The sequence below is a fragment of the Pseudomonas sp. AP19 genome (assembly GCF_001728855.1).
Classification (GTDB): Bacteria; Pseudomonadota; Gammaproteobacteria; order Pseudomonadales; family Pseudomonadaceae; genus Aquipseudomonas; species Aquipseudomonas fluorescens.
This window is the reverse complement of record NZ_LXJP01000023.1, coordinates 1-19,602: the sequence shown is the minus strand read 5'-3', so window position 1 is coordinate 19,602 and position 19,602 is coordinate 1. Positions and strand designations below refer to the sequence as shown.

Below are 19,602 nucleotides of genomic sequence, written 5' to 3'. Positions count from 1 at the left end.
AAACGTCTGATGATCAAAACCCTTGCTATTGCAGTTCTTACGGGTGTTTGCGGGCTGATGCTCAGCCCCGTAGCTTCGGCCGCCAGTTTCGACTGTGCCAAAGCCAAGGCGCCAGACGAAATCGCTGTCTGCCAGCACGTCAGCCTGAATGACCAGGATGTGACGATGGCATTGCTCTACGACTTGAACAAACACTTCATGGCCATGGGCGCGCGGGGCTCATTGATGGACGGGCAAAGCGCGTGGCTCAAGCAGCGTCGTGCGTGCGGCGCGCAGGTGAGTTGCTTGACTGATGCCTATACGCAGCGGATCAGGATGTTGCGCCGGTTTATTGATGAGCAGGTGATGACGAAAGGGCCGTTCTAAGACCCTGTTCGTCATTCTACTTCCGGCTTTTGATAAATAGCCTGTGATTCATAGGCAGGACTATCACAAGGCAGCCAGCACGGCCTCGAGTTTTTCCTGATCCCGCGCAAACTGCCGAATCCCTTCCGCCAGCTTTTCGGTTGCCATCGCATCTTCATTCGACGCCCAGCGGAACTGCGCTTCGGTCAACTGCTGACGCGCTTCGCCCTCGGCGCCCGGCACCAATTTGCGCGCCAGCGGGCCGGTATCTTCAGCGAGTTTTTGCAGCAAGTCCGGGCTGATGGTCAGGCGATCGCAACCGGCCAGTTGTTCGATCTGGCTGAGGGTGCGGAAGCTGGCGCCCATGACCACGGTGTTGATCTGGTTGGCCTTGTAGTAGTTATAAATGCGCGTCACCGACTGCACGCCCGGGTCTTCAGCACCGGTGTAATCCAGGCCGGTGTTTTTGCGGTACCAGTCGTAAATGCGGCCCACGAATGGCGAGATCAGAAACACGCCCGCATCGGCGCAGGCCACGGCCTGGGCGAACGAGAACAGCAGCGTGAGGTTGGTCTGGATGCCGGCTTTTTCCAGGCGTTCGGCGGTGCGGATGCCTTCCCAGGTGGAGGCCAGTTTGATCAGCACGCGGTCGCGGCCGATGCCGGCCTGGTCGTACAGGGCGATCAATTGGTTGGCCTTGGCCCAAAGTGCGTCTTCGTCAAAGGACAAACGTGCGTCGACTTCGGTGGAGATGCGCCCCGGGATCACTTTGAGAATGCCCGCGCCCACCGCTACCGCAAAGTGGTCACACGCCAGGCCCACATTCCCTTTGGACAGGTTCACCGCGTTGCGCAGCAGCTCGGCGTATTCCGGGATGGCGGCGGCCTTGAGCAGCAGCGACGGGTTGGTGGTCGCGTCGACCGGGCGCAGGCGGCTGATGGCTTCCAGGTCGCCGGTGTCGCAGACCACGGTGGTGAATTGCTTGAGTTGTTCGAGCTTGGACGTCATGGGCGGCGGTCTCCAGAGGCGGCAGGGGACACCCGTTGTACCATTTCCCGAGCCGCTTGTTTACCCGCTCGCCGATCCGCCAGGCCTCAGGGACGCTGGTGTTCTGCGGCCAACGGTTCTGGAACAACTGCACGTCTACCTCTTGGAACTAGCCGTTGCGCGTAAACGGCGCGGTCGCGAGCCACCTCAGCAGGTGGGCTTGATCATCACTGCCCACCCCCATCAGCGAACCCAACGGTGTGCCGTCGGCGCCCAGTAACGGCCCGGCAACCGCGACGGCCAAAGGAAACCCTTGCCCTTCTTTGACCGTTCACGCCCACCGGCGGCCTACCCATTTGATACACGGACTTGATAGCGAGGCATGTCTGTACAAGACAAGGTTTGGGTATCAATGTAACCCCTCGCGTCAGCTAACGTCGGTTGGCTCACGGTCCTGCTTCCATCTGGTTTTACAACGCGATAGGCGTTGGCCTGACCGACCAGGTTGCCATAGCTGTCGTAGTGACCGCCGCATGGCCCTGCCTCAATTCGATAACCTTTGTAGTCTTCGACGAATGCCATGGTCATGTTCCTTGCAGGGTGGGTTGACCACGTCAGACTAAGAAGCATCGCAGGGAGCGTCTACTGTGAAAACTAACAGGCTCTCAGAACAAACGGCGATAGGTTTTATCGCAAGGCACGCTTGACGAATGAGGCGCGACGCTTGGCCTCACGGCGTCCACGTCTGCACCGCCTGCGCATCCACCGCCTGGGGTAACAGCCCCGCCTTGAAGAACGCATCGGCAATCTTCTGCTGTTCACCCAACTGGTCCACCGTCACCGGCTGCACCTCATAGCTGCGGTGCGCATTGGCGGCTTCAACCGTGGCCACGTCCAGATTACCCCACAGCGGGCCGAGCACTTTCGCGGCGTCCTGCGGGTTGGTTTTCAGCCATTTACCGGTTTTTTCCAACTGCTCATACACCACCTTCAACACCTCGGGGTGCGCCTTGGCTTAAGACGTGCCGGTCAGGTAATAGCGCTTGTAACTGGCCAGCCCGGCGCCATCGGCGAGGGTGCGCGTCGGTAGCTGGCGTTGCACGCTGGTGAGGAAGGGTTCCCAGGTGACCCAGGCGTCGACCTTGTTGTTTTCGAACGCTGCGCGACCATCGGCCGGTGACAGATAGGCCGGCTCGATATCCGAAAAGGCCAGGCCGGCCTTGGCCAGCGCGGCGATCAATAAGTAGTGGGTGCCGGCCGCCTTGGTCACCGCGATTTTTTTGCCTTTCAGGTCCGCCAATTGCTGGATCGGCGAGTCCTTGCGCACCACGATGGCCTGGGCTGACGGCGAGGGCGCTTCCTGGGCGAAGTAGGTGAGCTTGGCCTGGGCCGCCTGCGCGAAGATCGGCACGGTGTCGGCCACGTCAGCGCTGATGTCCACGTTGCCCACATTCAGGGCTTCGAGCAGCGGCAGGCCGCTGGGGAACTCGTGCCAGCTCACGCCGATATCGTCGGCTTTGAGGGCTTTTTCCAGGGTGCCCTGAGTTTTCAGCAGGGTGATCAGGGTCGAGGACTTCTGGTAACCGATGCGCACGGTTTCCTGGGCTTGTGCGCTCAGGGCGACGGAACAGGCCAGCAGCCCGATAACAAGGGCGAGGGGACGACGAATAGGCATGGTGCGCTCGATTTTCAGCGAAATATCTTCAAGCTTAAAGTTCTAAAAAGCATTCGATAAATACTCTTTTGATCTGAGCTTAGGTGGCTTTTTTGAGGTTTCGGCGAATCGGGCATAACCATAGAATTATATCGTTCTTTCATAATAGGAGATTATTAATATAAGTTTTACGCCTGAATCTATTCTGCCCCGCTGCCAAGGCTTCCCATGACAACCAGCCGCCAAATCCACTTATCCGCCTTCTTGTTGAGCGGTCCCGTGGTGCACAGCCACGCGGTGTGGCGCCACCCTGAAACCGTCGGCAATTACCTTGACCCCGCGTATTACGCTCGCGTGGCCAAGGTGGTAGAAGAAGGCCTGTTCGACTTCCTGTTTTTCGCTGATCGCCTGGCTGTGGGCGACCAGATGGGCGGCTCGCGTGAGTTCGCCTTGCGCTACGGCGCCCAGGACGCCACGCGCCTCGACCCCTTACCGATCCTTTCCTACCTGGTCGGCCAAACCACCAAACTGGGCCTGGGCGCGACCCGCTCCACGACCTACTACGAACCGGCGCATATCGCCCGCGAATTCGCCACGCTCGACCACCTGTCCAAGGGCCGTGCGGCCTGGAATATCGTGACCTCGATGAACGACAGCGAAGGGCGCCTGTTCGGCAAGGACAAGCACCTGGAACACGACCTGCGCTACGACCGCGCGGATGAATTTGTCGAGGTCGCGCTGAAACTCTGGAACAGCTGGGGCGAGGGCGCGCTCAAGCTGGACCGCGACAGCGGCGTGCTCGCCGACCCTGCGCTGATCCAGTCGGTGCAGCATCAGGGCGACTGGTTCAAGGTCGAAGGCCCGCTGAATATCCCACGCACGCCCCAGGGCCGGCCGGTACTGATCCAGGCGGGTTCGTCCGGGCGCGGTCGGCGGTTTGGCGCGCGCTGGGCCGAGGCGATTTTCACCATTCACCCACACCTGGCGGCCATGCGCGCCTTCCGCGAGGACGTGCGCGCCCAGGTGGTGCAACAAGGTCGCGATGCCGACAGTTGCAAAGTGCTGACTGCGGTAATGCCGTTTATTGGCGGCAGCGAAGCCGAGGCACGCGCCAAACGCGACACACACAACGCCCTGGCGCGGCCCGAGCTGGGCCTGGTGACACTGGCTTCGCAGCTGAATGTGGACCTCTCGCCCTTCCCGTTGAACACCACCTTGGCCGAAGTGGCGCGGTCGCCATTGGTGCACGCCGCTGCCGCCGAAAAGCTGCTGATGCAGGGGCCCGAAATAACCCTGGAACACCTCGGCCGCATCTTTGCCAGCAGCGTGCGCGTGCCGCAATTGGTGGGCACCGGGGCGCAGATCGCCGATCAGTTAGCCGAGCTGTTCGAGCAAGGCGGTTGTGACGGGTTTGTGATTTCACCGGGCTACTTGCCGGGCTCGTTCAGCGAATTTGTCGAGAGCGTGATTCCGCATTTGCAGCGCAAAGGGGTGTTCCGCACGGCGTACGAAGGTTCGACGCTGCGCGAGCATCTGGGGCTGGCCGATCTCACTAACTGATTTGATAAAAGGGATATTTCGCATGCCTGCTTTTGATCACTTAACCCGCCGCCGTCTGCTCGGCCTGGCCGGCATCACCCTGGCGAGCCCCTTGCTGCTGTCCCTGTCACGCCTGGGCCTGGCAGCCAATGAACAGGCGGGCCACAACACGCCACAGGAGCCGGCCGGCACTGGCGAGTTTATCCGCCTCGATGCGCCACGCTCACTCAAGCTGGCGGTCAACCTCAATGCGGTGTGCCTGGCCCCGGTGGTGATTGCCCACGGCCAGGGGTTCTTCAAGAAGCACAACCTTGAGGTTGAACTCGTCAACTTCGGCAACTCCACCGAAGTGCTGCTCGAAGCCATCGCCACCGGCAAGGCCGATGCGGGCGTGGGCATGGCACTGCGTTGGCTCAAGGCGCTGGAGCAGGGCTTTGATGTGAAACTCACTGCCGGCACCCATGGCGGTTGCCTGCGGTTGCTCAGTGCGGTGAACGGCGGCGTGACGAAACTGGAAGACCTCAAGGGCAAGGCCATCGGCGTCACCGACATGGCCAGTCCGGACCGTAATTTCTTCTCGATCCTGCTGAAAAAACACGGCGTCGACCCGGTGCGCGATGTCGAATGGCGCCTGTACCCGGCCGACCTGCTGGGCACCGCTCTGGCGCGCGGCGAAGTGCAGGCGGTCAGCGGCAGTGACCCCTTCATGTACCGCTTGATCAAGTCCGGCGTGGCGCGCGAATTGTCCACCAACCTGGTGGAGGAATACGCCAACCTCAGCTGCTGCGTGGTGGGCGTTACCGGCAAGTTGGTGCGCGAAGACAAGCGCGTGGTGGCGGCGCTGACCCAGGCCATTCTGGAAGCCCACGATTATTCCGTGCAGCACCCCGAAGCGGTTGCCAAGGGCTTCCAGGCCTATGCGTTGAACACCTCGACCGAAGAAGTGCAGGCGATCCTCCACGATCACACCCATGGCCACCATGCGGTCGGCGCGGCGCTGACCCAGGAAATCACCACCTACGTCACCGACCTGAAAACCGTGGAAGTCATCAGCAAAGGCACCGATCCGGTGGACTTTGCCAAGGAGATCACCGCTGATGTCTTCAGTTGATACCACGGCCTTGAACCCGCCTCTGGCGTTCAAACTCTGGTGGCAGGGCGTAAGCGTGGTGGCTGCCTGGTTGGCGGTTGCCGTGTTGATCAGCTATTGGCCCAACGCGACGCGCCATTGGCCGCTGACTCAGGGGTTGGCAAACCTGTGCGTGGGTGTGGCCGTACTGTTTATTGGCTTGAGCCTGCTCGGTCGGCACGTTTCGACACTGGGTCGACGGTTGCGCAATGCCGGGCCCTGGCTGATCGCGTTGCCGGTGTTGCTGGGCATCTGGGAACTGCTCACGGCCAAACTGGCGCTGCTGCCGGTGCCGTTTTTCGCGCCGCCCCAGGCGTTGCTCGCGGTGTATCTCGAAGACTACGCGCGCCTGGCCGACAGCCTGTTGCATTCGGCGTTGCTGCTGGGCTCGGGCGTGGCGTTGGGGGCGGCAACCGGCTTCGTCGCGGGGGTGGCGATTGGCTGGTCCACGCGGATCGGCTACTGGCTGCACCCGGTGTTGCGCATCCTTGGCCCGGTGCCCTCGACGGCATTGTTGCCGCTGTGTTTTTTCCTGTTCCCCAGCAGTTGGAGCGCCAGCGTTTTCCTGATCGCCCTGGCCACCTGGTTTCCGGTCACGGTGCTGACCTGGTCCGGCGTGGCGAGTGTGGATAAAGCCTATTACGACGTGGCGCGTACCCTGGGCGCCAAGCACGCTTTTTTAATCTTCAAGGTGGCGATTCCCGCCGCGTTGCCCCATGTGTTTGTCGGCCTGTTCATGGGCCTGGGCGCCTCGTTCTCGACCCTGGTAGTGGCGGAAATGATGGGGGTGAAATCCGGTATCGGTTGGTACCTGCAATGGGCCCAGGGGTGGGCGGCGTACGCGAACATGTACGCGGCATTGTTGATCATGGCGCTGGCGTGTTCAGGGTTGATTACCGGGTTGTTCCTAGTGCGTGACCGGTTGCTGGCCTGGCAGAAAGGAGCGATGAAATGGTAGCCCTGGCACACGCGGCATCGACATCGGCATCGACGGGGCTGGCGTTGCGCATAGAACAGCTGAGTCACGGCTTCGCCTTGGACGGGCAACACCTGCCGGTGCTGGAGCGGGTTTCGCTGGACGTAGCGCCGGGCGAATGTGTGGCGCTGCTCGGGCCTTCGGGGTGCGGTAAATCCACCTTGCTGCGCCTGGTTGCCGGGTTGGAACCGGCTGACGTCGGCAGGGTGTTGGCCGATGGCCAACCCATTGTCGGCCCGGACCCGAGCCGGGTGGTGGTGTTCCAGGACCCGACCCTGTACCCGTGGCGCCGCGTGTGGGACAACGTGGCGCTTGGCTTGGAGGCTCAGGGTTTACTCAAGACGCATGCGTTCAAGGTGGATGAGGCATTGGAAAAGGTCGGCCTTGGCGCGTTTGCCCGTGCGTACCCTCGGCAGCTTTCTGGCGGCATGGCGCAGCGGGTGGCATTGGCGCGGGCGTTGGTCAATCAGCCACGGTTGCTGATCCTCGACGAACCGTTGGGCAAACTTGATTCATTGACCCGCATCACCATGCAAAAGGAACTCATCGACCTGTGGCAGCGCCAAGGCTACACGGCGCTGCTGGTGACCCACGATGTGGAAGAAGCCTTGTTGCTGGCCAACCGTGTGATTGTGTTCAGTGACCGCCCGGCGACGGTTCAGGCGCAGTTGAGCATTGATCGACCTTACCCGCGGCACCGCGATGATCCTTATTTGGTGGACCTGCGCCGGCAGATACTGGGCCTGCTGGGGTTGGGCGAGAGCTGGTAGTCATGACCGCGTTTTCTTCAGCCGCGATAACGCAGCGCTTCCACCCGCAACGCACACGCCGGCGAAGCCTGTCGCCGGCTTGGGTAGTACACAGGCCAAACCCATCCGCAGCGGCCTTGAGCAGTTGTTACGCCACCGCGCCGTGACCTCAAACCTGCTCCTCTTCGCGCAACTGCACACTCAAATCATCACAACTCTGCGCCCAGTCGCTCAGCCACTGTGGCATAGGCGGCGACGCCTCGGCCAAGCCCAGCTCGCGCAAGAACTCGGCCGGGGGCAGGGTGCCCTTGGCTGATTTAAACAGCCCGCGCATCACCACCACGCCCACCACTCGACCCTTGCTGACAAAACGGTGTTCCATCAGGCTCCATTTGTGGTCCCAGCCGAGCATGCGGGTGTGCACCTCGAACACTTCGAACAGCTTCAACTCGCGGCGAAACTTGCCCCAGGTATCGCCGACGATCGGCAACGCCTGGTTGCGCAGGGCCACGCGAAACGCGCCGGTGCGCAGTACAAAATCCATGCGTGCAACGTCCGCCAGGGAGAAATACCGGCCATTGGTGACATGCCGGTTGATATCCAGGTCCAGCGGCCATACGCGCATGCGCACCACGGTGGTTGCCAGGCCATGGGCGGGCTTGCGCCAGGGGCGGCGGGACAACATGAACAGCAAGCGAAACCAGAGATTCATAAAAGCGCCAGGCAGTTGATCAAGGGCCGCACTTTACGGGCCCGAGATCGGCTAAAGTAGGTGCGCAAATGACTTATTTCATGCCAAAAACGCACGTGGGCGCTTTTATGCACATTACCTTGCTGCTGGCGGACCAATGCTCCGCCGCCAGTGCGACCCTGGCCCTGGAAATGCTCAGTGCCGCCAACCTGTTTGCCGACCACCCGCCGTTCGAGATCGTGGTCGCGTCCCTCGACGGCCAGGCCGTGGACGCCTGGGGCGGGCAGCGTTTGCAGGTGGCGTGCGCCGTTGCGCAGGTGCGCCAGACCGACCTGATCCTCATCCCCGGTTTCCTCTTTACCCTCAAAGAGGCTTTGCCGACTTTTTCTGCCTACGGCCCCTGGTTGCGAGAACAGCATGCCCAAGGGGCCGTGGTGGCGTCGATGTGCACAGCGGCGTTTTTGCTCGCCGAGACCGGCCTGCTGCAAGGCCTGCGGGCCACCACCCACTGGGCATTCGCGGAGTTGTTCCGGCGCCGTTATGCCGGCGTGGTCCTGGATGACGGGCAGATCCTCTGCGAAGAAAACCGCGTAATCACCTGCGGTGGCGCGAGCGCGGCGATGGATTTGATGTTGCACCTGATCCGCCGCTTCGGCTCACCGGAGCTGGCGCATACCTGTGGCAAATACCTGCTGATCGACAACGTGCGCACCGAGCAGTCGGTGTATGCGATGTGGTCGTTGCCCAAGAGCCACGGCGATGGCGAAATCCTGCGGGTGCAGCATTGGCTGGAACAGCACTTTGCCCAGGCGTTGGTGATTGACGACGTGGCCCGGCGTTTTGGCTTTGGCGTGCGCAATTTCAAGCGGCGTTTCAAGGAGGCGACCGGCTATACGCCCATCGCCTATGTGCAAACCCTGCGTCTGGAGCGCGCCAAACAGATGCTGGAGTCGACGCGCATGACCCTCGACAGCATCACCTACGCGGTCGGCTATGAAGACAGTAACTCGTTCCGTCGTCTGTTCCTGCAGCGCGTGGGGATGCTGCCGGCGGCGTATCGCAAGAAATTCCTGGTGACGTCGGGCTGAGTCAACGGCGCAGCTGCGGCTCACTTTCAATGCATGCCACCAGAAACTCCATCACCGCTTTCACCGACGGTGAGCGACGGATATCCGGGTACACCGTGAGCCAGATATCGCGCACCGGGCCGTCGCTGGCGGTGGGCAGTCGCGCCAGCAGCGGGTCGTGATCGCCCACCAGGGTGGGCAGCACCACGGCGCCAACGTGCGCGCGGGCGGCCATCTGCTGGGTGATCAGGTCACTGGCGGCAAACACGATTGGGCGGTGGCCGCGCAGTTGATGCATCCACGCTTGTTGGGGCAAGTGGTCGCGGCTGCTGTCGTAGGCGATGAAGGTCCATTGAGCGGCCGGTAGCCGGTTAAGTTCAGGCGCGCTGTAGAGCCCAAAACGCACCACGCCGACCTTGCGGCGCACCAGTGCGTCTTCGTCGGGGCGCACCGTGCGCAAGGCAATATCGGCTTCGCCCTTGTCCAGCGCGGCAAGCTGGGTGGAGGGCATCAGGACCAGGTTCAACTGCGGGTACTCGGCGCGCAACCGCGCCACGTGAGGCGCGATGCAATGGTTGGCGATGGACGGCGGGCAACTTACCCGCACGGTGCCGGCCAGTTCGATGGAGGCGACGCGCGACAGGCGTAGCACTTCGGTGGCCATCTCGCCCATGCCAGCCGCCAATTCTGCCAGCGCCAGGCCTTGGGCCGTGAGCGGGCGGCTGCGGGGCAGGCGGTCCACCAGTTTCACGCCGAGGGCTTTTTCCAGCGCGTCGACGCGGCGCCCGACGGTGGCGTGTTCCACCTGCAACTCGCGGGCGGCCGCCGACAGTGACTGGGTACGGGCCAAGACGGTGAAGTAATACAGATCCTGCCAGTCGAACATCGGGTTATTTCCGCACAGAGGCTGGGAGAGAGTGGGGAATATTCCAGCCGATCAAGTCCTTTTACCATGGCCGCTTCCCAGTGCAAACGGAGTTGTCCCGCATGAAAGCCATCACCCTGCAAGCCTACGGTGGTCCCGAAGTCGCCCAACTTTGCCACCACGTTGCAAAACCCCAGGTCACGGCCGGGCATGTGCTGGTCAAAGTGGCCTGCGCCGGGATCAATTTCATGGACATTCATACGCGCCAAGGCAAATACGCACACTCTGCCACTTACCCGGTGCGCCTGCCGTGCACGTTGGGTATGGAGGGCGCCGGTGTGGTGGTGGAGGTCGGCCCGGGCGTGAGTCATCTGGCCGTGGGCGACCGTGTGGCCTGGTGCATCGCCTGGGGCGCGTATGCCGAGTACGCCCATGTGCCGGCCGACAAAGTCGCGCAGATTCCCGGCGCCATTACTTTCGATCAGGCTGCAGCGGCGATGTTTCAGGGCTGCACGGCCCACTACCTGATTGACGATGTGGCCCGTTTGCAGGCGGGCAGCACCTGCCTGGTTCACGCGGCATCCGGCAGCATCGGGCAATTGCTGGTGCAAATGGCAAGACGGCGCGGGGCGACGGTGTTCACCACCGGCAGCACCGCCGAGAAATGCGCGATTGCCCGGCAGCGCGGCGCGCATCAGGCCTGGACGTACGAGGGTTTTGCCGACCACGTCCTGCGCGCCACGGACGGGCGCGGGGTGGACGTGGTCTTCGATTCGCTGGGCAAAAATACCTTGCGTGAAAGCTTTCGGGCCTGTCGCACGCGTGGTTTGATCGTTAACTACGGCAACGTCTCGGGATCGTTGACGGACCTTGACCCGATTGAACTGGGGGAGGCGGGCTCGTTGTTTTTGACACGACCACGGCTGGCCGACCATATGGCCGATGGGGCGACCGTGCAACGGCGTGCCAATGCGGTATTTGCGGCGATGCTGGAGGGGGCGCTGACGGTGGAGATTGCGGGGCATTACACCCTGGAGACGGTGCAGCAGGTGCATGAACGCATCGAGGCACGGCAGCAGATCGGCAAGGCGGTGGTGTGGGTGGACCCCAGCCTGGATTAATCAGGGACGAAAAAAAACCGGCTGATCAGGCCGGTTTGGGGTGCCCCGCAAACAGTGCGGGGTTATGCGTTGTTGCCGCGCAGACGGTCCGCACCGCCTTCCGCCAGACCACGTTCCTGCAGACGATCAGCACCGCCTTCAGCCAGACCGCGTTCCTGCAGACGATCCGCACCGCCTTCAGCCAGGCCACGTTCCTGCAGACGGTCAGCACCGCCTTCGGCCAGACCGCGTTCCTGCAGACGGTCAGCACCGCCTTCCGCCAGACCGCGTTCCTGCAGACGGTCAGCACCGCCTTCAGCCAGACCGCGTTCCTGCAGACGATCCGCACCGCCTTCAGCCAGACCGCGTTCCTGCAAGCGATCAGCACCGCCCTCGGCGACACGACGTTCCAGCAGACGATCAGAACCGCCTTCTGCTACGCGGTTTCCTTGCAGGCGATCCGCGCCGCCTTCAGCGACAACCGGGTGAGCAAAAGCATTTGCAGCGAGTACCGAGAAAGCGAGGCTAAGCAAGATTTGGCGTTTCATGGTGGTGTGCTCCGAGTGTTTTAGTGGGGTGCCGTTTGGCATGGGTTTGATGTTACGCGTTGGATTTTTTAAGAGAACTTCATTGCGCTGATGGTGACTATCGACGCCAGCGATGGCCCGTTTTGCGGGCCATCGTGGACACGGTCATGGCATCTGCGGCAGTTCCTGAGGGCGCAGGTCAAACACCAGCACCTCGGCATCGTCGCCCTGGCTCAGGCGGATCTGGCGTTCGTCCCGCACGCGGGCGCCGTCGCCTTCCTGCAGGCGCTGGCCGTTGACTTCAACGCTGCCCCGGGCCACATGCACGTACACATGACGATCCGGCGGCAGGTCCAGGGTCGCGGCTTCGTCGCCCTTGAACAGCCCGGCAAACACCCGCGCATCCTGGCGAACAGTGAGCGAGCCCTCGGCGCCATCCGGCGAGATGATCAACTGCAAACGCCCGCGTTTCTGCGCCGCGCTGAAGTGCTCCTGTTGATAGCGCGGTTCGGCGCCGGCCACATTCGGCACGATCCAGATTTGCAGAAAGTGCACGCCCAGGCTCTGGCTGTGGTTGAACTCGCTGTGGGCCACGCCGCTGCCGGCGCTCATCAGTTGCACATCGCCAGGGCGAATCACCGAGCCGGTGCCCAGGGTGTCCTTGTGTTCCAGGGCGCCTTCAAGCACATAGGAGAAAATCTCCATGTCGCGGTGCGGGTGCTGGCCGAAGCCTTTACCGGCCGCAACGCGGTCATCGTTGATCACCAGCAGGTCGGAAAAACCCTGTTCATTGGGGTTCCAGTAGTTGGCGAACGAGAAGGTGTGAAACGACTTCAACCAACCGTGATTGGCGGCGCCGCGTTCCGAAGCTTTGCGAAGGGTCAGCATGGTCTTGTCCTCAAGTGAGCGCGGGCTGCGTGATGCAGGGCGCTTGCGTTGAGAAGAAGGTTAATAGTTACGGATCAATTCATTAAGAAGCTGGAATCTGAATAACTGTCTCTCTGAAGTTGACAGTGAAAGGCATGCCATAATGCCGCCTCGACTTCCTTCTCGATGGACTTTTCTCTTCATGAAAACCGTGGCCATGGCGTTGTTTCCGGACTTCCTGCTGCTCGACATGGCCGGGCCGCTGGAAGTGTTTTCCATTGCCAATCGCTATCTTCCAGCGGCCGCTCACTACCGAATCCTCACGATTGGCACCGAACCCGGCGCATTGCGCGCCTCCAATGGCGTGTTGATACAACCCGACCTGCTGCTGGAGCAGGCCGACGAGGCCTATGACGTGTTGTTGGTCCCTGGCGGCCCCGGTGCCTATAACGAATGCCATCCCGCGCTGCTGCCCTGGCTCAAGGCCGCAGCTGCCCGCGCGCGGCGCTTCGGTTCAATCTGCACCGGCGCCTTTGTACTCGGGCATGCCGGCCTGCTCGACGGCCATCGCGTCACAACTCACTGGCATTACACTGAGCGCTTGATCAAGGGCTTCCCCAAGGCCATCGTCGAGACTGATCGCATCTACTTGCAGGATGGCCGCTTGATCACCTCCGGCGGGGTGACCGCCGGTATCGACCTGGCGTTGTCGATCGTCGCCCAGGACCATGGCAAGCAGGTGGCGGTGGACGTGGCCAAGGTGTTGCTGGTGGTGATGAAACGCCAGGGCGGCCAGGCTCAGTTCAGCCCGATGACCGCTGCCGTCGCGCCGCTGGAAACCGCAATCACCCGGGTGCAGAACCAGGTGTTGGCGCAGTTGGACCAGCCATTCACTGTCGATTCCATGGCGGCGTTGGCAGGCATGAGCGCGCGCCACTTTGCACGGCTGTTCGCCAAGGAGGTGCAAATGACGCCGATGGCCTTCCTGCAAGGCGCGCGCATTGACCGCGCCCGCTACTTGTTGGAAACCACCGACCTGCCGCTCAAGACCGTCGCCTTTCGCGCGGGCTTCGGCATTGTGCGGCATATGCGCTTTTTGTTCAGTGAAAAGCTCGGGCTAAACCCTACCCAATACCGACAGCAGTTCAGTTAACGCGCGGATGTCCGTCTTGCGCACCTGATTGGCCGTATCGCTCCCTGTGCCAGCATTGTCCTGTCACGGGTAGCTGGCAAGATAACGGCATGCCCATGGAAAAGGATGCGCAAACGCCCAAGGCCGGGTGTTTGAGCGCTTAGCCACATGAACAACCCACACGCAGTGAGCTTTGGCCCCTACACCTTTCACCGGCAACAACGCCTGGTCAGCAAGGCTGGCCTGCCGGTGCCGTTGGGTGGGCGAGCGCTGGATATTCTTGCGGTATTGCTGGAGGCGCCGGGGCAATTTGTCGGCAAGGACACGCTGATTGCGCGGGTCTGGCCGTGCAGCGTGGTGGAAGAGAACAACCTGCGTGTGCACATCGCCGCACTGCGCCGTGCGCTCGTCGGGCAACCGTGCATCCTTAACGATCCGCTGCGCGGTTACTGTTTTGTGGCGCCGCTGCAGAGTCCTTCGCCGTCGACGCCACCTCGGCACAATCTGGCGATCCGCCTGAGCCCGGTGGTCGGCCGTGATCAGGTGTTGGGCGCGCTGGTGCGGCGCCTGTCCGGCCAACGCCTGATGATGCTCACGGGCTGCGCCGGTGTGGGCAAAAGTACACTGGCCCTGGCCCTCGCCGAACGGGCAGTGCCGCGTTATCGCGACGGCGTGTGGTGGGTGGATTTGGCAACCGTGCAGGCACCGATGCAGATGCTGCGGCACGTGGCCAATACGCTGCAGCTGGAACCCTGTGCAAACGCGGTTGAACTGAGCCGCCAGTTGGCGACACGCCAACTGTTGCTGGTACTCGACGGTGCCGATTTGCTGCTCGGCGCCTGTCGCCATCTGGTGCGCACACTGCGTGAGCACGCGCCCCAGGTGACGCTGTTGTTGAGCAGTCGCGAAGCCTTGCAGGTGCCCGGCGAATGGGTGCAGCACGTGCCCACCCTGACACAGCCGACGCCGTCCGCCTGGCGCAGTGTCGAGCAGGCGCTGGCGTACCCGGCGGTGCAATTGTTTGTCGCACGGGTTCACGCCAGTCAGCAGGGTTTTGTGTTGCGGCCCCAGGACCTGGCGCCGTTGCGGGCTATCTGTCGACGCCTGGATGGCATTCCCCTGGCCCTGGAACTGGCGGCGGCCCAAGTCGAGGCCCTGGGCGTACACGGCGTGCAGGCCCAGTTGCAACGCGGTTTGCAGGTACTGACCCGAGGCCGCCGCACGGCAGTGGAGCGCCACCAATCCCTGGCCGCGGCCCTGGCATGGAGCTATCAGCGCTTGAGCCTGCCGGAGCGCTGGCTGTTCCTCCAATTGGCGCTGTTCAAAATGGCGGTGACCTTGCCCACCCTGACCGGTTGGGTCGCCGGCACCGAGCTGGAGCACGCCGACCTGTCCTATCTGCTGGCGCGCCTGACTGCGACGTCGTTGCTGACCGTGGAGCCAGGTCCCGGCCCGGAGCGTTACCGCCTGCTCAACAGTGTGCGCAGCTATGCGCTGGCGCAGCTGCGCGACCCGGTGCAGGTGGCGCATTTGCAACAGGGTTATGGGCATTACCTGGGGCCCTTTTCAGGCCGGCCGTTTGTCCTGCAACTCGTCGAGCAGGCTGCGCACGCGAACTAGGTCGCGAGTCGCAAAGCCTTCGCTGAATTGCGCGTAGACCGAGCTCAACAGCTCGCGGGCCGCCTGCGTACGCCCTTGGCGTTGCCACAGTCGTGCCAGTGATGTTGCGCTGCGCAGCTCCCAGGCCAGCGCGCCGTGTTGATGCGCCACGCCGAGGGCTTCAAGCAGCAGTGTTTCGCGTGTGCGGGTATCGGTCTGTGCCTCGGCCCGTACCCGCAAAATCTCGGCGGTGCACCAACCGGCGCCGCCGCTTCTGGCGCGTTCCAACATCGCGTCATCCACCGTGGCGGCATCAAAGGTCACGAGGGTGTCCTGAACCAGGCCCAGCCCTGCAAGGTCCTCACGGGCTGCGGTGCCTTCATAGTGCCGTGCCCAGGTATGAAACAACTGCACCGAGTGCTTTTGTGCCTGTTGCAGCAACAGTTCCAGGCGTGCACTCGCCGCTTCGGCATCCCCGTTGTAGCGGGCGATGACCACACCGGCGAGGGCCAGGGTGTAGCAGATCGAGGTGCCGTGGTTGAGCTGCAAGGCCAACTCCAGCGCCTGGTTGGCGGTACGCCAGGCCCGCTGCGCAAAGCCGCGCAGCCACAGGATGCGCGCGAGGATCGTCAACGCGGCCACACTCTGGTCGTATTGCACGCCAAAACCGTGAGTAAAACGATTCAGATGGCCGCTGTGCGCCATGCGCTGGATCACTTGTTCGGCGTTGTGCAACGCCAGCGCCTGGTTACCGGCGAAGTGCTGCGCCAGCACCCGCAGGCGCTGGGCGCTGAGGTCCAGCAAGGGGTCGGAATGCAGGCCCAGTCGGTCAAAGTGTTGGCTGTGCACCAACGCCTCACGGTAGTTTCCATCGCACAGGTTGACGGCCATCAGCCCGGATACCGCGCGTAACTGGCCGCCCAAATCCTTGCCGGCGTGCGCCAGGCGTTGCGCACAGGCAAAGGCTTCGAGGGTCTGCGGCGTTGCACCCTGGGCATGATAGGAAACACTGCCCAGCGCCAGTTGCAGCGCCATGTGCAGGCGTTGGCTCGGTGCGCCTGACTGAGGCAAGCGCGCCAAGGCTTTGCCCACGTACAGCCCGTGTTCGCGCAGCAGCGATAATTCTTGCCACAACGGCATGGCACTGACCGTCAGACGAATACCCAGCAGGTGCGCGCCTGAATCGCTCAGGCAGCTATCGAGAGCGGCACGAATGTCTTCGCGCAGCGGTGCATAACGGTCGATCCAGGCTTGGCTCGCGATCAGCTCCCAGTCGTCCTGTGCCTGCTCCATCAGCGCCAGGCAGCGCGCTGCATGGCGTTCACGGGTGGCGTCGAGTTCAGCCGCCACGCTGAGTTTTTCCAGGGCGTACGTGCGGGTGATATCCAGCAGGCGGTAGACCATTTCGTCATCGCCAGCCTCCACGTTGAGCAGCGACTTGGCCACCAACTGGGTGATGGAACCCAACACCTCGTTCGGCGCGATCTGCTCGCCGGCGATTACCGCCGCTGCGCTGGCCAGGCTGAACCCGCCCCGAAACACGGCCAGGCGGCGCAAGCAAATCTGCTCGCACGGCGTGAGTAAATCAAAGCTCCAATCCAGCGTAGCGCGCAGGGTTTGATGGCGGGGCAGGGCGCTGCGCCGGCCACGGGTGAGCAGGCGCACGTTGTCTTCCAGTTGCACCAGCAACCCTGCCAGGCCGAAGCGTTCAATCTGCGCGGCCACCAGTTCGATTGCCAGGGGAATACCGTCCAGGCGCTGGCAGATATCAATCGCCAGGGGCAACTCGGCTTCGCTGAGTTCAAAACTGTCCTGATGGGACATGGCGCGTTCGACCAGCAGCTGCAGGGCCGGGTAACCCAGGGCCAGGGCCCGATTGCCGCTGGCGGGCGGGCAGGCCAGCGGTTCGAGGCGTTGCACGGATTCGCCCTCGGCCCGCAGCGCTTCGCGGCTGGTGGCGAGGATGTGCAGGTGCGGCGCGTGGCGCAGCAGGGTTTCGCTGATCAGTGCGATGTCGTCCAGCAGGTGTTCGCAATTGTCGATGACCAGCAGCAACTGACGCGCTTGCAGGTCGCGGGCGAACGTCAGCAGCGGCTCATGTTCGGCAGGCGTGAGGTCGAGCAGGGCGGCGAGGTTGGGCAAGATCATCGACGGCGCGCTGAGCGGCGCCAGGTCCAGCAGGCGAATGCCGTCGCGATAATGTCCAATCAGCAACTCCGCCACGCGCAGCGCCACGGTCGTCTTGCCGATGCCACCCGCGCCGGTCAGGGTGATAAAGCGCTGCTGGGGCAGTTGCTGCACCAGTGCATCGATGAGTGCCTGGCGGCCGATCATCCGCGTGCGGCGCAGCGGCAGGTTATGGCCCTGGCTATGGGGAATGCCGTCTGCAGGAATCGTCATCGGTTCGATGCTCAGTGGCGCCACAAAACTGTAGCCGCGCTGGGCCACCGTGACGATATAACGCTGCCCGGCCTGGCCATCGCCCAATGCCTTGCGCAACGCCGCCATATGCACCCGCAGGTTGGTGTCTTCCACCACAGTTTTCGGCCAGACCCGGGTGATCAGCTCCTGCTTGCTCACCACGTTGCCGGCGTGTTCCAGCAAGATCAGCAGAATCTCCACCGCGCGCCGCCCCAGACGCAACGGCCGACCGGCTTCGAGCACCAGCCGTTGGTGCGGGTGGACGCGGTAGGGGCCGAAATGCACGGCCTGGTCGCCGAGGTCATTCATGGAGGCCGGAGCTCTGGGATAGGGTCTGGCCAGCATATTCCAGGCGTGTGCCGACCACTAGGCCGCAATCACTTGCGACTTGTGACGCAATTGGTGATTTCGCCAGGTCATCGGGTTGACCCCTTCACTGCGCGTGAACATGTGGCAGAAGTGCGCCTGGTCGCAAAACCCGCACTCCAGGCTGATTTGCGTCAGGCTCAAGGAGGAATGGGTGATCAGTTCCTTGGCGCGTTCGATGCGCTGTTGGCGAATCCACTCCTGCGGTGACAGCCCGGTGGTGCATTTGAACGCACGCGAAAAGTGACTGCGCGACAGCGCGCAAGCCTGCGCCAGGTCAGCAATCGCCAGGCTTTCACCGAGGTTGGCGAGGATGAGTTGTTTGGCAATACGTTCACGCCGAGGGCAGAGGCCACCGGCAGCAGAAAAGCGCGGAGCACAGTACTCAGGTCGGGCCATGACAAATATCCGTAGTCGATGGGAGCGTTCCCGGTGAATGGGTCCAGTGTAGACCGCGTCATTTTTGGCGCCGAACCGTTTGGCTGACGAGTTAATCGTTGTTAATTTCGCCAGGTGATGGCGCGCAAAAGACAGCACAGGCGTGCAATCGCATAAGCGTTCGAGGTGCTTATCTGGCGGCCTGGAAACCGTTTGGATAACGCCATGAACCGCAACGACTTGCGCCGCGTCGACATGAACCTGCTGGTGATTTTTGAGGCGCTGATGTTCGAAAAGAACCTGACTCGGGTCGCTGAAAAACTCTTCATGGGCCAGCCGGCGGTGAGTGCCGCATTGGGGCGATTGCGGGATTTGTTCGACGACCCGTTGCTGTTGCGCAACGGGCGAGGCATGGAGCCCACGCCACGGGCGCTGGCGATACTCAAGGAGCTGCAACCGGCCATGGACACCATTTCCGGCGCGGTCAGCCGTGCCAAGGATTTCGACCCGTCGACCAGTTGCGCGGTGTTTCGTATCGGGCTGTCTGATGACGCGGAGTTTGGGTTGTTTCCGCCGTTGCTCAGTCAACTGCGTGAGGAGGCGCCGGGGATTATCGTGGTGGTGCGCCGGGCTAATTACCTGTTGATGTCGGCGTTGTTGGCCAGTGGCGAGATTTCGGTGGGGGTCAGTTACACCACTGAGCTGCCGGCGAATGCCAAGCGTAAGAAGCTGCGGGATATTCCGTGCAAGGTATTGCGTGGGGATGAGGGTGGGGCGCCGTTGACGCTGGATGAGTACTGCGAACGGCCCCATGCGATGGTGTCGTTTTCGGGGGATTTGAGCGGCAATATCGACCTGGACCTGGCGCGGATTGGCCGGGCGCGAAGGGTGGTGTTGGCGGTGCCGCAGTTCAGTGGGTTGCGGGCGTTGTTGGCGGGGACGCAGATTATTGCGACGGTGCCGGATTATGCGGCGTGTGCGTTGACTGAGGGGACTGTGTTGCGGGCTGAGGATCCGCCGTTTGAGATCGAGGCGGCGGAGTTATCGATGGTTTGGAGTGGGGTGCATGATAATGATCCGGCGGAGCGGTGGTTGCGGGGGCGTATAAGTGAGCATATGGCGGGGGGTGGTTAGTCGTGGCGGCCTCTGGGCCGACCAGGCTGTTTGGTGGGGGGGTGTACATATCCATTGCTGCGGTAACGGCCACCTA

Annotated in this window: 19 protein-coding genes and 1 pseudogene; 10 read left to right on the top strand and 10 right to left on the bottom strand. The window is 62.5% G+C overall.

The genetic code is table 11. The annotated features are described in order from the left end of the window. Nucleotides 1-9: 9 nt before the first annotated feature. Entirely contained in the window at nt 10-366 is a 357-nt protein-coding gene (locus A7D21_RS17055; RefSeq protein WP_069552207.1) for a lysozyme inhibitor LprI family protein, read from the top strand. A gap of 63 nt (nt 367-429) precedes the next feature. Here A7D21_RS17055 and tal read toward each other — a convergent pair whose 3' ends face one another. The 4 genes and pseudogenes from tal to A7D21_RS17045 all read right to left on the bottom strand — a co-directional run bounded on the left by tal (nt 430) and on the right by A7D21_RS17045 (nt 3,007). Next, the gene (gene tal / locus A7D21_RS17050) at nt 430-1,353 is read right to left on the bottom strand and encodes a transaldolase (RefSeq protein ID WP_053255563.1); all 924 of its coding nucleotides are present in this window, start codon (nt 1,351-1,353) and stop codon (nt 430-432) included. 148 nt (nt 1,354-1,501) lie between these two features. Continuing rightward, nucleotides 1,502-1,636, bottom strand: coding sequence for a hypothetical protein (locus A7D21_RS36260; RefSeq protein ID WP_255311514.1), 135 nt, complete (start codon nt 1,634-1,636; stop codon nt 1,502-1,504). 44 nt (nt 1,637-1,680) lie between these two features. Beyond that, nucleotides 1,681-1,914, bottom strand: a complete 234-nt coding sequence (locus A7D21_RS35380; protein ID WP_139372205.1) for a hypothetical protein — start codon at nt 1,912-1,914, stop codon at nt 1,681-1,683. 148 nt (nt 1,915-2,062) lie between these two features. After that, a pseudogene (locus A7D21_RS17045) lies at nt 2,063-3,007 on the bottom strand (aliphatic sulfonate ABC transporter substrate-binding protein). 207 nt (nt 3,008-3,214) lie between these two features. Here A7D21_RS17045 and A7D21_RS17040 point away from each other — a divergent pair. From A7D21_RS17040 to A7D21_RS17025, 4 genes are read left to right on the top strand one after another with little or no spacing between them, the layout of a single operon-like run. Further along, the gene (locus A7D21_RS17040; protein ID WP_069552206.1) at nt 3,215-4,546 is read left to right on the top strand and encodes an LLM class flavin-dependent oxidoreductase; all 1,332 of its coding nucleotides are present in this window, start codon (nt 3,215-3,217) and stop codon (nt 4,544-4,546) included. A 22-nt stretch (nt 4,547-4,568) separates the two neighbouring features. Continuing rightward, nucleotides 4,569-5,636, top strand: a complete 1,068-nt coding sequence (locus tag A7D21_RS17035) for an ABC transporter substrate-binding protein (protein ID WP_069552205.1) — start codon at nt 4,569-4,571, stop codon at nt 5,634-5,636. Further along, on the top strand, nt 5,623-6,612 hold the full coding sequence (locus tag A7D21_RS17030; RefSeq protein ID WP_069552204.1) for an ABC transporter permease: 990 nt from the start codon (nt 5,623-5,625) through the stop codon (nt 6,610-6,612). Before A7D21_RS17035 ends, A7D21_RS17030 begins: the two co-directional genes overlap by 14 nt. Further along, nucleotides 6,606-7,400, top strand: coding sequence for an ABC transporter ATP-binding protein (locus A7D21_RS17025; RefSeq protein WP_053255568.1), 795 nt, complete (start codon nt 6,606-6,608; stop codon nt 7,398-7,400). Before A7D21_RS17030 ends, A7D21_RS17025 begins: the two co-directional genes overlap by 7 nt. A gap of 148 nt (nt 7,401-7,548) precedes the next feature. Here the strand turns inward: A7D21_RS17025 and A7D21_RS17020 are convergent, their stop codons facing one another. Continuing rightward, nucleotides 7,549-8,091 (bottom strand): acyl-CoA thioesterase, encoded by a 543-nt coding sequence (locus A7D21_RS17020; RefSeq protein WP_069552203.1) that lies wholly within the window; start codon nt 8,089-8,091, stop codon nt 7,549-7,551. A 107-nt stretch (nt 8,092-8,198) separates the two neighbouring features. On the opposite strand from A7D21_RS17020, the gene A7D21_RS17015 reads away from it, so the two are divergent. Further along, complete coding sequence (locus tag A7D21_RS17015) at nt 8,199-9,158, top strand: GlxA family transcriptional regulator (RefSeq protein WP_069552243.1); 960 nt, start codon at nt 8,199-8,201, stop codon at nt 9,156-9,158. A gap of 1 nt (nt 9,159) precedes the next feature. Here A7D21_RS17015 and A7D21_RS17010 read toward each other — a convergent pair whose 3' ends face one another. Continuing rightward, on the bottom strand, nt 9,160-10,023 hold the full coding sequence (locus A7D21_RS17010) for a LysR family transcriptional regulator (RefSeq protein WP_069552202.1): 864 nt from the start codon (nt 10,021-10,023) through the stop codon (nt 9,160-9,162). A gap of 101 nt (nt 10,024-10,124) precedes the next feature. Between A7D21_RS17010 and A7D21_RS17005 the strand changes: the two genes are divergently transcribed. Further along, nucleotides 10,125-11,123 carry a quinone oxidoreductase gene (locus A7D21_RS17005; RefSeq protein WP_053255571.1) on the top strand — a complete coding sequence of 333 codons (999 nt, stop codon included), beginning with the start codon at nt 10,125-10,127 and terminating at the stop codon, nt 11,121-11,123. 62 nt (nt 11,124-11,185) lie between these two features. Here A7D21_RS17005 and A7D21_RS34430 read toward each other — a convergent pair whose 3' ends face one another. Further along, the gene (locus tag A7D21_RS34430) at nt 11,186-11,650 is read right to left on the bottom strand and encodes a hypothetical protein (protein ID WP_081006348.1); all 465 of its coding nucleotides are present in this window, start codon (nt 11,648-11,650) and stop codon (nt 11,186-11,188) included. 144 nt (nt 11,651-11,794) lie between these two features. Next, nucleotides 11,795-12,517: a pirin family protein gene (locus A7D21_RS16995; RefSeq protein ID WP_053255572.1), complete on the bottom strand. Its 723-nt coding sequence runs from the start codon at nt 12,515-12,517 to the stop codon at nt 11,795-11,797. 181 nt (nt 12,518-12,698) lie between these two features. Here A7D21_RS16995 and A7D21_RS16990 point away from each other — a divergent pair, with 181 nt between their 5' ends. Both A7D21_RS16990 and A7D21_RS16985 read left to right on the top strand, forming a co-directional pair. Continuing rightward, on the top strand, nt 12,699-13,649 hold the full coding sequence (locus tag A7D21_RS16990) for a GlxA family transcriptional regulator (protein WP_069552201.1): 951 nt from the start codon (nt 12,699-12,701) through the stop codon (nt 13,647-13,649). 147 nt (nt 13,650-13,796) lie between these two features. Beyond that, entirely contained in the window at nt 13,797-15,248 is a 1,452-nt protein-coding gene (locus A7D21_RS16985; protein ID WP_069552200.1) for a winged helix-turn-helix domain-containing protein, read from the top strand. Here the strand turns inward: A7D21_RS16985 and A7D21_RS16980 are convergent. Next, nucleotides 15,195-17,957, bottom strand: coding sequence for a winged helix-turn-helix domain-containing protein (locus A7D21_RS16980; protein ID WP_069552199.1), 2,763 nt, complete (start codon nt 17,955-17,957; stop codon nt 15,195-15,197). The two genes, A7D21_RS16985 and A7D21_RS16980, sit on opposite strands and share 54 nt — an antisense overlap. A gap of 57 nt (nt 17,958-18,014) precedes the next feature. Further along, nucleotides 18,015-18,413, bottom strand: coding sequence for a helix-turn-helix domain-containing protein (locus tag A7D21_RS16975; protein WP_053255576.1), 399 nt, complete (start codon nt 18,411-18,413; stop codon nt 18,015-18,017). 204 nt (nt 18,414-18,617) lie between these two features. Between A7D21_RS16975 and A7D21_RS16970 the strand changes: the two genes are divergently transcribed. Then, nucleotides 18,618-19,526: a LysR family transcriptional regulator gene (locus tag A7D21_RS16970; protein ID WP_053255577.1), complete on the top strand. Its 909-nt coding sequence runs from the start codon at nt 18,618-18,620 to the stop codon at nt 19,524-19,526. Nucleotides 19,527-19,602: the final 76 nt, after the last annotated feature.